The sequence below is a fragment of the Mucilaginibacter sp. UYCu711 genome (assembly GCF_050433825.1).
GTDB lineage: Bacteria > Bacteroidota > Bacteroidia > Sphingobacteriales > Sphingobacteriaceae > Mucilaginibacter.
The window spans coordinates 183,870-198,856 of record NZ_JBNPWM010000008.1; the positions used below are offsets into that span (position 1 = coordinate 183,870).

Annotated in this window: 12 protein-coding genes; 7 read left to right on the plus strand and 5 right to left on the minus strand. The window is 42.5% G+C overall.

Annotated features, from left to right (window positions below; translation table 11 throughout):
• Positions 1-257 precede the first annotated feature (257 nt).
• The 5 genes from ABIB50_RS17910 to ABIB50_RS17930 are packed head-to-tail and all read left to right on the plus strand — an operon-like array spanning position 258 to position 5,189.
• Positions 258-1,049, plus strand: coding sequence for a class I SAM-dependent methyltransferase (locus ABIB50_RS17910; RefSeq protein ID WP_429381881.1), 792 nt, complete (start codon positions 258-260; stop codon positions 1,047-1,049).
• Positions 1,036-2,142 carry a hypothetical protein gene (locus ABIB50_RS17915; RefSeq protein WP_429381883.1) on the plus strand — a complete coding sequence of 369 codons (1,107 nt, stop codon included), beginning with the start codon at positions 1,036-1,038 and terminating at the stop codon, positions 2,140-2,142. Before ABIB50_RS17910 ends, ABIB50_RS17915 begins: the two co-directional genes overlap by 14 nt.
• Before the next feature lie 2 nt (positions 2,143-2,144).
• Positions 2,145-3,152, plus strand: coding sequence for a polysaccharide deacetylase family protein (locus tag ABIB50_RS17920; RefSeq protein WP_429381885.1), 1,008 nt, complete (start codon positions 2,145-2,147; stop codon positions 3,150-3,152).
• Complete coding sequence (locus ABIB50_RS17925; protein ID WP_429381887.1) at positions 3,145-4,089, plus strand: GNAT family N-acetyltransferase; 945 nt, start codon at positions 3,145-3,147, stop codon at positions 4,087-4,089. Before ABIB50_RS17920 ends, ABIB50_RS17925 begins: the two co-directional genes overlap by 8 nt.
• A gap of 5 nt (positions 4,090-4,094) precedes the next feature.
• The gene (locus ABIB50_RS17930; RefSeq protein ID WP_429381889.1) at positions 4,095-5,189 is read left to right on the plus strand and encodes a glycosyltransferase family 4 protein; all 1,095 of its coding nucleotides are present in this window, start codon (positions 4,095-4,097) and stop codon (positions 5,187-5,189) included.
• Here ABIB50_RS17930 and ABIB50_RS17935 read toward each other — a convergent pair.
• Together ABIB50_RS17935 and ABIB50_RS17940 are read right to left on the minus strand one after the other, a co-directional pair.
• Positions 5,120-6,232 (minus strand): glycosyltransferase family 4 protein, encoded by a 1,113-nt coding sequence (locus ABIB50_RS17935; protein WP_429381891.1) that lies wholly within the window; start codon positions 6,230-6,232, stop codon positions 5,120-5,122. The two genes, ABIB50_RS17930 and ABIB50_RS17935, sit on opposite strands and share 70 nt — an antisense overlap.
• On the minus strand, positions 6,225-7,892 hold the full coding sequence (locus ABIB50_RS17940; RefSeq protein WP_429381893.1) for an ATP-binding cassette domain-containing protein: 1,668 nt from the start codon (positions 7,890-7,892) through the stop codon (positions 6,225-6,227). Before ABIB50_RS17940 ends, ABIB50_RS17935 begins: the two co-directional genes overlap by 8 nt.
• Before the next feature lie 338 nt (positions 7,893-8,230).
• On the opposite strand from ABIB50_RS17940, the gene ABIB50_RS17945 reads away from it, so the two are divergent.
• A complete protein-coding gene (locus ABIB50_RS17945) occupies positions 8,231-9,706 on the plus strand; it encodes a PAS domain S-box protein (protein ID WP_429381895.1) in 1,476 nt (491 codons plus the stop codon).
• Positions 9,707-9,756: 50 nt separating this feature from the next.
• On the plus strand, positions 9,757-10,584 hold the full coding sequence (locus ABIB50_RS17950; protein WP_429381897.1) for an alpha/beta fold hydrolase: 828 nt from the start codon (positions 9,757-9,759) through the stop codon (positions 10,582-10,584).
• 130 nt (positions 10,585-10,714) lie between these two features.
• Here the strand turns inward: ABIB50_RS17950 and ABIB50_RS17955 are convergent, their stop codons facing one another.
• The 3 genes from ABIB50_RS17955 to ABIB50_RS17965 form a co-directional block, all read right to left on the minus strand.
• Positions 10,715-11,428: a 3-keto-disaccharide hydrolase gene (locus ABIB50_RS17955; RefSeq protein WP_429381899.1), complete on the minus strand. Its 714-nt coding sequence runs from the start codon at positions 11,426-11,428 to the stop codon at positions 10,715-10,717.
• A gap of 35 nt (positions 11,429-11,463) precedes the next feature.
• On the minus strand, positions 11,464-12,780 hold the full coding sequence (locus ABIB50_RS17960; RefSeq protein ID WP_429381901.1) for a gluconate:H+ symporter: 1,317 nt from the start codon (positions 12,778-12,780) through the stop codon (positions 11,464-11,466).
• Between the two features lie 85 nt (positions 12,781-12,865).
• The gene (locus ABIB50_RS17965) at positions 12,866-14,581 is read right to left on the minus strand and encodes an IlvD/Edd family dehydratase (RefSeq protein WP_429381903.1); all 1,716 of its coding nucleotides are present in this window, start codon (positions 14,579-14,581) and stop codon (positions 12,866-12,868) included.
• Between the last annotated feature and the right edge of the window lie 406 nt (positions 14,582-14,987).

Consider the following 14,987-nt stretch of genomic DNA (forward strand, 5'->3'; position numbering starts at 1 on the left):
ACCATTGCAACAGCTTTATTTTTATAGGGGTATTGGTACATATTTATTCATTTTGGGCATATTGAAAATTAATAGTGACGGGGCCCTAACCTCCCGCCACTATCATGAGAAACTAAATCAACAATTACACAATTATCAACAAGGTTACGCCGGGTATTAAACAAAGGTTGCCCGTTAAATGAAATAAAACACTGTGGCAACCTTTGTAAAAAACAGTCCGTAAGCTATTATAGTAAGACCCTTAAACTATTATAGCCATGAACACCCTGATAGCAACAACCAGCCCCCTAAACAGCTTGATATCAACCTTAAAAAAGGCTTTTCAGAAAAATTACGTTTCGCATAGTTTAAAGGAGAAAAAATCTGTTGAAGCTTATGACCTATGGGCCGAGAGTTACGATGTGCAACCCGGCGACTTAATGCTGGATATGGATGAGGAAGTGTTTACAGCCCTGCTATCAGAAATAAATATCGCCGGTAAACAAATTGCCGATATAGGTTGCGGTACGGGCAGGCATTGGCCAAAGCTTTTACAAAGCAACCCGGCTGGGATAACCAGTTTTGATGTATCGGCCGGTATGTTAAGGCGATTGGAACAAAAGTTTCCCGGCGCAAAAACCAACCAGGTAACGGATAACAGGTTTTCTGACACCCGGAATGCCGCTTACGATGCGATCATATCAACCCTAACGGTTTCGCATATTGAGAACATGGAGGAAACCCTGGCCGCCTGGAGCCGGATATTAAAATATAACAGCGACATCATTATAACCGATTTTCATCCCAATGTTTTGGCGTATGGCGTAAAGCGCACTTTTCAGCACAATAAGGCTAACATAGCCATAGAAAACTTTGTGCACTATGTATACGACATTGAAAGTATATTGATAAACAATGGCTTTAGGATAGTTAACAAGATCGAGAAAAGAATAGATGAATCTGTAAAGCATTATTACGAGGCTAAAAATGCTTTAGCCGTTTATGAAAAGTTTAAAGATGCACGCATTATATACGGGATCCACCTAAAACGGACCGATGATCTTAAATAACGTCAATACTATTACCGGTGATGGCCCGGTTAACATCAGCATAAAAAGCGGCAATACCACCGCAGATGCTTTACAACTAACGTTTGATAATGCCCTGGCTTTCCCCGGCCTTGTAAACTCGCATGATCATTTAGATTTTAATTTGTTTCCGCAATTGGGTAACCGGTTTTATAATAATTATACCGAGTGGGGTAAGCATATCCAAACCAACTATAAAGCCGAAATAGCGGCTGTTTTAAAAGTACCCTTGGCCCTAAGGGTTAAATGGGGGATATTTAAAAACCTGCTTTGCGGCGTTACCACGGTGGTAAATCATGGCGAACCCCTTCCGGTAGTTAATGCGCCTATAACTGTTGAGCAATGCCATAGTATCCACTCGGTACAGTTTGAAAAACGATGGAAACTTAAACTGAATAATCCACTTAAAAGAAAATTGCCGGTGGTGATACATGTTGGCGAGGGGAATGATGAGCAGTCTAACCGCGAGATAGATACACTCATCAGTTGGAACCTGCTTAAAAAAAAACTGATAGGGGTGCATGGGGTAGCTATGACTGCAGAACAAGCCAAAAAATTTGAAGCAGTGATATGGTGCCCTGAGTCGAATTACTTTTTGCTGAACAAAACTGCAGCCGCCGGCGACCTTAAAAACCATACTACCATTTTATTTGGCACCGACTCGACCCTTACCGGCAGCTGGAACATCTGGGACCATATCCGCCGGGCGCGCGAAACAAATATGTTAACAGATGCCGAGTTATATGGTTCATTGCATTCGGGCGAATCGTCCAACCGGCAATTGGATGATGATTATAAAGGGTCTATCGTTATCGTCAAAAAAAATGAGACAGCATCGTCGTTCGATTCATTTTACGCAACACAACCAGATAATATATTATTGGTTGTTAATAACGGCGAGGTAAGGCTGTTTGATAACACGATGCTCGACCAGCTTGAGCAGCTTGACTTAAAAGAATTTAGTAAGGTATTTATAGGCCGTACCTGCAAATATGTGCACGGCGACTTGCCCGGTTTAATGCAGCAAATAAAAGCCTATTATCCAGGGGCTATATTCCCGGTAACAGCTATTTAAGTATGTCTGTCTATTCAAAAATACGCTCAAAATTATCGCGCAAGCTTAAAGGCTATAAACACGATGTGCGCTATTATTTAGGGTTAGATAAAGCATTTTATAAACAGGCCCGTGGCAGCCGGATGTTGATATACCATGGCCTTTGCCAGCACGATCATACCCGTTTTAACCCGATATTTTTAACTGCAAAAACTTTCGGGGCGCACCTAAAACTTTATAAAAAACATTGCAATGTGGTTTCGCTGGATGATTATTATAAGGGCAATTTTAGTGATGAAAAATTTAATATCTGCCTGACCTTTGATGACGGGTTTGCCAATAATTATAAATACGTTTTGCCGCTGTTGGAAAAATATCAAATACCCGCAGCTTTTTTTATTACAGGTATAGCCAACGAAGGTTATGATATTTTATGGAACGATTTTTTAGGGATTGTAAGCAAGTACGGCCCACAAAATATCACTTATAAAAACCGGCAATATTATAAGGGCAAATACGACCTGTATTATGCTGCCGATAGTTCTATTACCCTCAAAGACCAACTACGCGCCACCGGCTTTGCCGAAAAAGCCGACATGATGAAAATGTTGTACCCATTGGTTCCGTTTAAAAATGAAGAACAACATACAGACTATTGGCTGCAGCTGACTACAGAACAAATAAAACAAATGGCCGCTTCGCTGTATGTAACAATTGGGGCGCATGGTTACTACCATAACGACCTTGCACAAATAAGCACTAATGATGCTTTTAACGAAATGCTCCACGTAAAACAATACCTGGAGGAACTGATAAAAAAGCCGGTAACCAGCCTGGCATTTCCGTATGGAAGTTACAATCAACAGGTAGTTAATGACGCTAAAAGGGCAGGCTATAAAAAATTACTGGCGATGGATTTTTATAACGATTCAGATGGGCAGGATGAAACCATGCGCGAACGGCTGACTGTAAGTCCTTTTATATCGCCTGTTAACCAATTGCACGCAACCATAACTTGTAAATATGATTAATCCGGGCAGCACATATATTACCGAGCGGCTTGGCTTAAACAATATAGCCGATATGGATTTGCTATATAAAGCCGTGTATGGGTACGAACGGCCTGTCGGATTTTTTCAAAAGAAATACGATACCGATTACACGGGTGTTAAATACATCGGCTATTTGGCCTATAACCAACAACACCAACCCATTGCTTTTTATGGCGTTATACCAACCTTGGTTTGGTATAATGGTAAAACGGTTTTAGCCGCGCAATCAGCCGATACCATGACGCATCCAGGGTATAGAAACATGGGGGTGTTTAGGGCGCTGGCAAACCTTACTTATGCCTTATGTAAGCAAGAAGGTATTAGCTTAGTTTTTGGGTTCCCTAATCAAAACTCGCTGCCGGGTTTTATTAAAATGGGATGGCATATAACCGAAAGCCTGGATTCATTTCAAATCCGGGTTGGCGGGATGCTTCAGTTACAAATGATCGCCCGTAGATACCCGGTTTTACGGCCTCTTTATAATTGGTATACTGATAGGATTTTAAAGAATTATTTAAAGAATAAAAAGGGTGTACAAAACTCCGTGCTTGCTGATGGCTATAATGGCGTATTTCGTGATGATAACTATTTAAATTATAAAACCTACTCGCCTACCCGGGTTATTGAAATAGATGGGGTGCTGTTTTGGATAAAGTTGCAAAATGGTTTACAGGTTGGCGATATAGCAAACATCGCCGGCAACTTCGACAGCGCCCTGCAAAAACTAAAAGCACTTGCCCGTAAATTGGGCATAACGCAAATTTATTTCCAGCTTAGTCCACAAACACATTTACATACCGTGTTAAGCCGAGATTATAAACCAGTTCCGGCATTTCAAGCCGGATTCAAAAATATTGAGGGCGATTTAGTTCACGAAAACATAAAGTTCACCTTAGCAGATATAGACATATTTTAACAGCCATGAAGTTTGTTTTTGCCAGCTATATTTCAGCCAATAATTATACCGACCCGGCAGCCTGGCTGGAGCGCATAAAAGCCTATACGGGTGTGTTGGAAGCGGTAGCGGCAAATCACGAAGTAATAAGCATTGAGCAAATTAATTATGAGGGCGACGAGGTTAAGAATGGGGTTAACTACCGGTTCAAAAAGTTTAATAAACGTCGTTATTTCCCATTAAAATTAAATTTGTTTATCAGTCGGCAAAAGCCGGATGTGGTGTTCATACATAGCCTTCACTTTCCGTTACAGGTTATGCTGCTTCGATTGGTATTAGGGCGCAAACCAAAGATCATCATCCAGAACCACGCGGAAAAACCATTTAAAGGGATCAAAAAAAGATTGCTGCTTCTATCCGAAAGTGCTGTTAATGCGTACTTATTTGCCTCGCGGGCAATGGGTTTGGAATGGATAGCCAAAGGCAATTTAACATCCCAAAAAAAAATCCACGAGGTAATGGAGCTGTCTTCATTTTTCCACCCGATACCCAAAGCAACAGCCCGTGCAAAAACCGGAATTACGGAAGCCAATCCCTTTTTATGGGTAGGCCGGTTAGATCAAAATAAAGACCCTTTAACCGTAATAAAAGCCTTTTTAAAGTTTGCAGCGGCAACGCCTTCGGCTTGTTTATATATGCTCTATCATACCGAAGAATTATTACCCGAAATACAACAATTGCTAAGCACTGCGCCAAATGCTGCTGCGATAAAACTAATTGGCAAAGTACCAAACGATGAATTATTATACTGGCACAACAGTGTTGATTTTATTGTAGCGGGCTCGCATTACGAAGGCAGCGGCACGGCAGTTTGCGAAGCGATGTCATGCGGGTGCATCCCGATAGTAACCGATATATTTTCATTCAGGATGATGACTGACAACGGCAATATAGGCCTGTTGTATGAAGCCGGTAACGAGGGTGAATTATTGTCTGCCTTACAACAAACCAATTCGCTAAATATATCCGCAGAAAAAGAAAAAGCGCTGGCTTATTTTAACTCGACGCTTTCGTTCGAAGCCATTGCCGGACGCATTGGTGCTATTGCGGCTTCCTGCTGATTGTACAATTCCATTATTGTTTTAACAGTGTCCGCAATATGATAGGGCAATATCGGGTAGTATAAAAGGTCATTATCCAATAATACATCTTTTGCCATTCGCGTCATATCAGCTACATCCCCCGCGATATGCCAGTTGGGGATTTCGTTAATCATTGGCCGCACAAAGCTTATTACCTTTGCACCCGCATACAGCGCCTCTAAGCAAACTATTCCAAATCCCTCATATTTCGAAGTATGTAAAAATACTTTAGCGCGCTGCATCAATGCCAATACTTCGGCGTGCGGCAGCTCTCCGGCTAAGGTGATATTGCCGGCAAGGCCAAGCCGGTTTATTTTAGTTTGCAGCGGCGCCATTTCGGGGCCGTTACCACAAATTATCGCTTTTACTTGCGGTATATCACGCTTTAAAGCCTGTATAACATCTGCAAAAACCGAATATTGCTTCAACCCTATCAGCGAACCCGCGCCAACAATATCGATATCCCGCTCGCCGGTAAAGGGTTTAAATAACGACGGATCAATTGCCCCCGGCGCCAGGTATTTTGGTACTACCCCGTAGTTTCGCTTAAATTCAGCAACTATAAAATCAGACAAGGCTATCAGGTTATCACCGCTTGGCATCATGTGGTACACATACCTGTTACCTGGCCGTGCATCCTGGCCAAGTAGCCAGCAATAATGCTTTAAACTGAATTTCTTTGCAAACTTATCGGCTATAAAAGCACATTCATCCATCCAAAAGCTTAATAAGCCAATTACATCATAAGCCGCTCTTATCTTTTTTAGTTCGCGCCAGGCGCGCAGCCAGGTAAGCCTCCGGTAAAAGCCGCTTTTGTTTTTGCCGCCAAGGGCAATTACGTTAATGCCATTCCAACTATATTCTGCCTGCTCTAAAGGATATTGAAATGTTATTACAACAATATTAAGGTCGGGATATGTTTCGTTTAAAACGCGTACAAATATTTGCCTGTCGGGTAGCCAGGCGCTGTCTCCTTCGTCTTTAGGGAAACCGGGCGTAAGTATTACCAATGTCTTACGCATACGCCGGTTCCATTGTTATGATCCTATCACAAAAATCAAAGCTCGCGGTGTTATGGGTTATCAGTATCACCATTTTGCCCTGTTTTGCTAATAGTTTTAATTTAAAAAGGATTACCCGTTCCGACTCCTCGTCCATTTCAGAAAAAGCCTCGTCCAGTATCAGCACATCAAAATCATGATATAGCGCGCGTGCCAGCATCAATCGCTGCCGCTGGCCGCCGCTTATGTTTTTGCCATCTTCTTTTACCAGTTCATCAATTCCGCCGGGATATTGGGCTATAAGGTCTTCCAGTCCGCAAAAAACAATAACTTCATTAAGCGCAGCCTGGTTATACTCCCCATCAGTAAGGGTGATATTTTTAAGCAGTGTGTCATTAATAATAAATGATTGCTGTTTTACGTACGACACCCTGTTTAAATATCCCTGTCTTTTTATCCAGTTGGTTCTTTCGCCGTTAAACAGGATATTGCCTTTATGATGTTTCAGGAAGCCGAGCAATAGGTGCATAATAGTCGTTTTGCCTTTGCCTGATACTGCCGAGATCCCCACAAAGTCGCCGGCTTGCATTTCAAAACTCAAATTACTTAACACATAGCTGCCATTGTAACTAAACTTAACCTGGTCAAAAACTATCGACCGCAGGTGCTCCGTTTCGCCTGCAATTATAACCTGGTTTGCTACGGGCTGCAAATCAGTTATGGTAAACCGATACGTTTTTATCTGGCTTGTGCTGTTTAATATTTTAACTATGCCGGGGATGATCTTATAGCTGGCCGCCATAAAAACGCCAATGGTTAACAAGCTTACAGCCGGTGTGCCTGCCGATAGTTTATTTATAGCGATCAAAATAAAAAAGCCCAGTATGGCAAAAACCTCTACCAGTCGTGCCGTAAGGCCCTGTAAAGTTTGCTGGGTAGCTATGTTATTATTTAATTGTGATTGCTGATGGTGGTACCGCTTTACAAAAAAGCCGTCTTTATCATAAACATTGCTTTCAATATATCCGCTTAAAGACTCCTTTAAATGCTGAATAGTTTTCTGGTTCACTACCCTGGTGTTTTCGCGGATTGACCTTAATTTAAACCTGATGTAATTAGCCAATAGCACAACCGGCGGCACCAGCAATAAAAACAGCATGAAAAACAAACCCGGCTGCCAGAATAATATCCCGGCAACAGTAACTAATATCAATATGCCCTGCGAAATGATCTGCTGCACATTGTTTAAAATATAATTACTAAACTCGATGGGTTGATTGCTTATGCCACGGATAAGTACTGACGAATCAACACTTACAAAGCGCAGGTAGTCGTCCTTTAAATAGTTTTGGATGTTCCGTTTTGATAACCTGGAAGCAATACCATAAAAAAAATGCTGCTGCTGTTTTGTGTTGAGGTAGCCCAGCCAGTTTTTAAACCCGAACGCCAGCAAGAACACCGCAATCAATAAAAGCGAATTACGATTTAACAATACATCCGGCAGGAAAGCAATAAAACCGGTCTGTTTATTGGTAGTGTAAAAGTTAATTACAACCAGTATCATCCCCAAAAAGGCAACATCCAATACGCCCATCACCAGGTCTGATAAAATTAGCCGGGCCAATTTTACCTTTTCCTTTTGTTCGAGGATGTTTAAAATATGGGTTAATATACGTTTCAAGCAGGCGCTATCGGTTAAGTTTTCTTTCAACCAATACGTTTTAACAGTGCCTTACGTTGCCTGCTGTTTTATAAGTTTATTAGGGTAAATTCATGGCCGGATATCCAAATGAAATAAATTGCGAAGATTGTAATTAGATTAAATCGGATGGCTAATACTAATCGTATATTGTTGCGGTTACCGGAGGTTTAATATTTGATCCAACAAATTGGAAGGATAAATTTAAGTTTATATCCAATCGTACCTGCCAGGATTTTGTGTGAGACACATTATTATCAATATTATTTGAGATTAGTGAAGAAACAGATTGACAAATAAGGAAACATCATTATGGAAGAATGACTATTAGTGAACAATTAAGGATCGATGCAGTTAGCAAATTTTTGAAACTTGATTTTGACAAATCAGAGTTTCAGGATATTGTGGAGTTAGCCGCTAAATTATGTGAAAAACCTGTGGCTCTCATCACATTATTGGATGAAGAGTCAAACTGGTTTAAAGTAAAGTTTGGGACTGACATTGAAGTAATGCCCAGAGAAACCTCTTTTTGCCAATACGGGATACAACAAGATGAATTGTTAATTATACCTGATGCAACAAAAGATACACGCTTTAACAATAACCCATTAGTGCAAGCAGACCCGCACTTGAAATTTTACGCCGGAGCGCCCTTGACTGTAAGCAGCGGATTGAAAATTGGGACCTTATGCCTTTTTGATCAAAAAGCAAGTTCGCTTACAGATATCCAGCAAAAAACGTTGTCAATCCTCGCCCGTCAGGTAACCTTTATTATGGAGATGCAATTGAACAGTATTGAACTTCAAAAGCAAATACAGGAAACAGAGGCCAAAAATGATTCCTTAATGAAGATCGCCCAACTGCAATCGCACCAGATAAGGCAACCATTAACCACTATAATGGGATTGATCAATTTAATAAAAGACGGTCATCAAACGGTAGATGAAGAGTGGTTAACAATGTTAGAAAAGGCAACCGGTAATTTTGACAAAACTATTGTTGATATAGTAGCCGAGACCATTGGCAGCAAAGACCTGAGAGCAATTCGGTTCAACAAAATGGTCGAAGAAATTGATGATTATGCTATACTGCTCATTGATAATAAAGGAAATATTGAAAATTGGAACAAGGGAGCAGAAAAGATAAAAGGATATAAATCGTCTGAAATAGTTGGGCAGAACTTCAGCATTTTTTATACTGATGAAGATAAAAAAAACAACAAACCCAAGAAACTGATTACCAAAGCCGCCAAATTTGGAGTGGCGAGGGATGAAGGCTGGCGATTGCGAAAAGACGGAAGTAAGTTTTGGGGCCTGGTTGTTATAACTGCGATACATGACGAAAACGGGAGTGTAATAGGATTTACAAAGGTTACCAGAGACCTTACCGCAATTAAAGCGGCGCAGGATGAGTTGAAAATTTCTGTTGAAATGTATACTTTGCTCATTGAGCAAACGGGTAATTTAGCACGAATTGGCGGCTGGGAGTTGGATATAGTAAAACAATCGTTGTCATGGACTGCTATGACCCGGCAAATTCATGGAGTAGATGAAAATTATATCCCTCAACCCGATACGGCAATAAACTTTTATAAAGAAGGCTTCAGCAGATCTCAAATAAGTAAAGCCATAAAAGCGGCAATTGAGGAGGGCAAAGGCTGGGATGTAGAGCTACAATTAATAACGTTGCAAGGCAAAGAAATCTGGGTTCGCTCTATAGGAAAATCTAATTACAAAGATGGTATTTGCACCAAAATATATGGTACTTTTCAGGAAATCTCTTTTTACATTAATTAAACGCCCATGATCATAAGATAAGTGTTGATCATTCCTAAAAAATACAGCTAATGCTCAAAAACATTACGTTAATATTATTGCTGTCGATATCGGCTGTAAACACCGCTTTCAGTCAGCCTAAAAAAATAAACTATGGCCATAATGATAGCGTGGGCCGGTTTTATGATGTGCGCGGTATTAAAATGTATACCGAAGCGTATGGCACCGGCAAGCCTTTATTAATGATACACGGTAACGGCGGTAATATGGGCGCGTTTGGTAATACCATACCTTATTTTGCCCAAAAGTATATGGTTATAGCTGTTGACAGCCGCGCGCATGGCCGTACTGTTGACGACCGCGACTCGTTAAGCTTTGAAATGATGGCCGATGATTTTGATGCCTTGCTTACAGCGATGCATATCGATTCGGCTTATGTATTGGGGTGGAGCGATGGGGGCATTAACGCGTTGGTACTGGCTATGCGCCATCCCGGTAAAGTAATTAAGTTAGCTTCGACAGGTGCCAACCTGGTACCCGATTCTACCGGGCTGATCCCATCCTACTGGAAAAGCGAACGAAAGGATTTTGCTAACTGGCAGAAAAGGATGCCGCTAACCGATGCCAAATCAAGAAACACTTACAAAGTGTTTATGCTGGATTGGGTACAGCCCAACATTCCGTTTAGCGCGCTTAAGGCTATTAAATGTCCCTCGCTTATCATAGGCGGAGATCACGACCTGATACCGGTTCAACATACCGTTGCCATAGCGCAGGCTATCTCTAAATCGTATTTATGGATAGTACCAAACTCGGGGCATGGCACCCTGGTTGAGCACAGGGATGAGTTTAATAAAATAGTTGATGAGTTTTTTGAGAAGCCGTTTAAAAAGAAGTAACCTGCGCTCTTCCCCAACACGTCATCGCGAGCGTAGCGTGGCAATCTCTGCGCGACAGGTCGACGTTATTATCCGCCTGGCGTGTAGAGATTGCCACACTCGTTCCTCGTTCGCAATGACGTTAGTTTACTTAAATCGTTCTTATCTTAATATTTTTAAAAGCTACCGGCCCGTGGTGATCCTGTAACTGGATGCGGCCTTTTTCAACTGTACCAAATACCGGCTCAACCTTACTGAACTTGCTTTTTGCAATACCTGCCATAAACTCGTCGCTGCCGCGGGTGTATTCTAACACTTTTACACCGTTTACCCAATGCTGTACATTCTTACCTTTAACTACAATACGAATGGTGTTCCACTGCCCGGGAGGGTTTACTTTTTTATTGGCTTCCACCGGTGGCAAAACATCATAAAATGATCCCAGTAAGTGATTTGCCAATTTGTTATCCTCGCCGTTTACATCGTCAATTATCTGGAACTCGCAGCCCAGGTTACCGCCTTTATCATATTTATGGCATAAATATTTTATACCGGTATTGGTGCCGGTTTCGATATTAAAATCAGCCGTAAATTCAAAATCTCCATACTCATCAGTAGTATAAATATCGCCGCCTTTGGCATCTTTCTTTAAGGTCATGGCGCCATTAACAACTTCCCAGGCACCCGGGGCCGCCGTTACTGCAGAGCCATCGCCATTTACCCAACCATTTGCGGTAGTGCCGTCAAATAACAGTTTCCAGTTTCCGGCTTTCTCTTTTTTACTCAGTGTATTGTCTTTAGCTTTTTGGCCGAAGGCGGTTGTAAGGGCAACGCCCATCAGCAGGATTAAAAGTAATTTCTTCATGGTTTTTTATTGGTCTGATCAAAAATAATTAAAATTTATCGCACTACTACATTCAATATCAGTACACCAGCCAGCCCTATTACCGACACCAGCGTTTCCATTAACGACCATGAAAGAAATGTTTGTTTCATGGTCAGGCCAAAATATTCCTTGGTAACCCAAAACGAGGTATCGTTAACATGCGAGCAAAACAAACTGCCCGCGCCTACCGAAAGCACCATCAGCGCCGGGTCGACCGGGCTATGCTGCATCAGCGGATAAATAATGCCCGCGGCGGTTAATCCCGCAACAGTTGCCGAGCCTAAGCACAAGCGCAATATCGCGGCTATCATCCAGCCCAACATTAATGGCGGCAGGTTAAGGCCCTGTAATGTGGTAGCTATCTGGGCGTTTGCACCGCTATCTAAAAAGATCTGTTTTAAAATACCCGCGCTGCCAATAATAAGCAGGATCATGGAGATCTCCTTAATCGCATCAGCATACACTTCCATCACCTCAGTTAATTTCATACCCATGCGGATGCCCAGGCTATAAGTTGCTATCGCGATGGTTTCCATCATGGCTATGTTAGGGTCGCCCAGGAAACCGGCTATATTTTTTACGGTGACATTATCGCCGGCGAATTTTGTAATTATGGTGCTTACGCCTATCAGCAAAACCGGTAACAGTGATGATAAAATACTATTGGTTAACCCCGGCAGTTTCTCATTTGGCATATCCTGAACTGACATGGCTATAACCGAATTGGTTTTCATGGTTCGCAACGTCCGCGCAAACAGCGGTCCGGCAATAATAATAGTAGGTATGGCCACAATTAAGCCGTAAACAAAAACCTTCACCATATCAGCATGAAACTGGATCTGCAATGCTGTTGGCGATGGATGGGGCGGCAAGAATCCATGCATTACCGACAGTGATGCCAGCATAGGTATGCCCACATATACTAATGGTAATTTATACCGGTTAGCTACCGAAAAAATTATCGGTATCATCAGGAAAAACCCCACATTATAAAAAAGCGGGATGCCCACAATAAAACCAGTTAAACTCATGGCCCAGGTGATATATTTTTCGCCAAATACGGCGCGCATGGAGTCGGCTACTTTTTGGGCCGCACCGCTTACACCAACCAGTTTGCCTAACATGGCCCCAAGTGCTATAATGATAACCAGCGAGCCCAGCATATCGCCCAACCCTTTATTTACCGACTTTACAATATTTGGCAACGGCATACCCAACAGCAGCGCCGCCATTAATGAAATGATCAGAAACGTAAGGAACACATTTAACCTTGCCCAGGTGATAAGCAGGATAAGCGTTACGATGCAGGCGATTAAAATAAGGATTACCATAAGCCCCCTCTAAATCTCCCCCGGTAGGGGAGACTTTTGTTTTTAAATTTAAAAATCCCCCCTACCGGGGAGGCTTGGGAAGGGCTTAATGCGAATCCCTTAACACTTCTGATCCCGAACCGCCTACCAGGAAATCAAGATCGGCGCCTTTATCTGCTTGTTGTACGTGGTTAACATACAGGTTGACATAGCCCCGGTTTGATGCCGGTGCAGGTGCTACCCATTTGCTTCGGCGGGCGGCCAGTTCTTCGTCCGATACTTCTAAATGTATCGACCTGGCTTCTACATCAAGCTTGATCATGTCGCCATTTTCAACCAATCCTAAATTACCGCCAATGGCCGACTCGGGCGATACATGCAGTATCACCGTACCAAACGCGGTCCCGCTCATGCGTCCGTCCGAGATCCGAACCATATCCGTAACGCCCTTAGCCAATAGCTTTTTAGGCAGCGTCATATTACCAACCTCCGGCATGCCGGGGTAACCAACGGGGCCTACGGATTTTAAAACCATTACGCAGGTTTCGTCAATATCCAGGTTGGGTTCGTCAACACGGTCGTGGTAATCTTCAATATTTTCAAATACCACGGCCCGGCCCCGGTGCTGCATCAATGCAGGTGTTGCTGCAGATGGTTTGATAACCGCGCCGTTTAGGGCCAGGTTGCCTTTCACCACCACAATACCAGCTTCTTCAATTAACGGATCATTAAACTGGTGAATAACCTGCTCATTATATATGGTACCAACGCTTTCAATATTTTCTTTATGCGATTTGCCGGTTACCGTTAAAGCATCCATGTCTAAAACAGCGCTCATTTGTTTAATGATGGCCGGTAAGCCGCCTGCATAATAAAAATCTTCCATCAGGTATTTACCCGACGGCATGAGGTCCAGCAGCAACGGCATTTTACTGCCGATGTTATCAAAATCGGCTAAGTTTAACTCAACGCCCATGCGCCCGGCAATAGCTGTTAAATGGATAACAAAGTTTGATGAGCCGCCCACTGCCGCGTTAACCTTAATGGCGTTCTCGAAAGCCGAACGGGTTAAGATCTTCGACATTTTCAGATCTTCTTTAACCATCTCTACTATGCGCCTGCCGGATAATTGTGCAATTCTTTTCCTTCGCGAATCTACCGCCGGGATAGCCGCGCCACCACTTAATGACATGCCTAACGACTCGACCATACAAGCCATCGTTGAAGCTGTACCCATGGTCATACAATGGCCAGGGCTGCGCGACATACAGCTTTCGGCCTCGGCGAATTCGGCGGGGCTCATTTTACCTGTTTTCAGATCATCGGTAAATGTCCAAACGTTGGTGCCCGAACCTATATCATGCCCTTTATATTTACCATTCAGCATCGGCCCGCCCTGTACTACAATAGTCGGCAGGTCAACGCTGGCTGCGCCCATTAAAGTTGATGGCGTAGTTTTATCGCAACCCGTAAGCAGCACCACACCATCAATAGGGTTACCCCTTATTGATTCTTCGGTATCCATGCTGGCTAAGTTGCGGAACAGCATGGCGGTTGGCTTAAGCAATGTTTCGCCTAATGACATGATGGGGAACTCCAGCGGGAAACCGCCGGCCTCCAACACACCGCGTTTTACACTCTCGGCAATATCGCGCAGGTGCGCGTTGCATGGCGTAAGCTCAGACCAGGTATTGCAGATCCCTATTACCGGGCGGCCGTCAAACATATCCTCGGGCATGCCCTGGTTCTTCATCCAGCTGCGGTAGATAAAACCCATTTTATCTTTTTTACCAAACCAATCAGTGCTACGATATGCAGACATAGTATTATTGTGTTTTAATATATACGACATAACCATCCCGCCATAAAGGTGGATAATAGTTAGCCTTAAGTATCAGTTATTTAAAAATTGGTATTAACGACTGCAAAGTAAGAAATCTTTGAAATAAAATAGTCACTAAATACAGTATAAGGTATTCACAATTGCCGTTAACAAAAAGGTCAAACCAAAACAATCACCCTATTGCATGTTAAATGCTTGTCACAATAAAAACATTCTTTACAGTTGTGAACAAAATGAACAATAAATTAATAATTTAATTTTTTACCTTCAAACAATCTAAACCTTTTCATGTGCGAAGAGAACTATTTAGGTGATAGTCAATTTAGGGGGTTGACTATATTATTAATTAGTTTGAGTTGGTAATTAGCCGGTGTAGCCCAAAACT

Excerpts from the sequence above, each read along its gene's own strand:
- ABIB50_RS17910 (WP_429381881.1), top strand. The coding sequence starts at position 258 with ATGAACACCCTGATAGCAACAACCAGCCCCCTAAACAGCTTGATATCA.
- ABIB50_RS17915 (WP_429381883.1), top strand. The coding sequence starts at position 1,036 with ATGATCTTAAATAACGTCAATACTATTACCGGTGATGGCCCGGTTAAC.
- ABIB50_RS17920 (WP_429381885.1), top strand. The coding sequence starts at position 2,145 with ATGTCTGTCTATTCAAAAATACGCTCAAAATTATCGCGCAAGCTTAAA.
- ABIB50_RS17925 (WP_429381887.1), top strand. The coding sequence starts at position 3,145 with ATGATTAATCCGGGCAGCACATATATTACCGAGCGGCTTGGCTTAAAC.
- ABIB50_RS17930 (WP_429381889.1), top strand. The coding sequence starts at position 4,095 with ATGAAGTTTGTTTTTGCCAGCTATATTTCAGCCAATAATTATACCGAC.
- ABIB50_RS17935 (WP_429381891.1), bottom strand. The coding sequence starts at position 6,232 with ATGCGTAAGACATTGGTAATACTTACGCCCGGTTTCCCTAAAGACGAA.
- ABIB50_RS17945 (WP_429381895.1), top strand. The coding sequence starts at position 8,231 with ATGACTATTAGTGAACAATTAAGGATCGATGCAGTTAGCAAATTTTTG.
- ABIB50_RS17950 (WP_429381897.1), top strand. The coding sequence starts at position 9,757 with ATGCTCAAAAACATTACGTTAATATTATTGCTGTCGATATCGGCTGTA.
- ABIB50_RS17955 (WP_429381899.1), bottom strand. The coding sequence starts at position 11,428 with ATGAAGAAATTACTTTTAATCCTGCTGATGGGCGTTGCCCTTACAACC.
- ABIB50_RS17960 (WP_429381901.1), bottom strand. The coding sequence starts at position 12,780 with ATGGTAATCCTTATTTTAATCGCCTGCATCGTAACGCTTATCCTGCTT.
- ABIB50_RS17965 (WP_429381903.1), bottom strand. The coding sequence starts at position 14,581 with ATGTCTGCATATCGTAGCACTGATTGGTTTGGTAAAAAAGATAAAATG.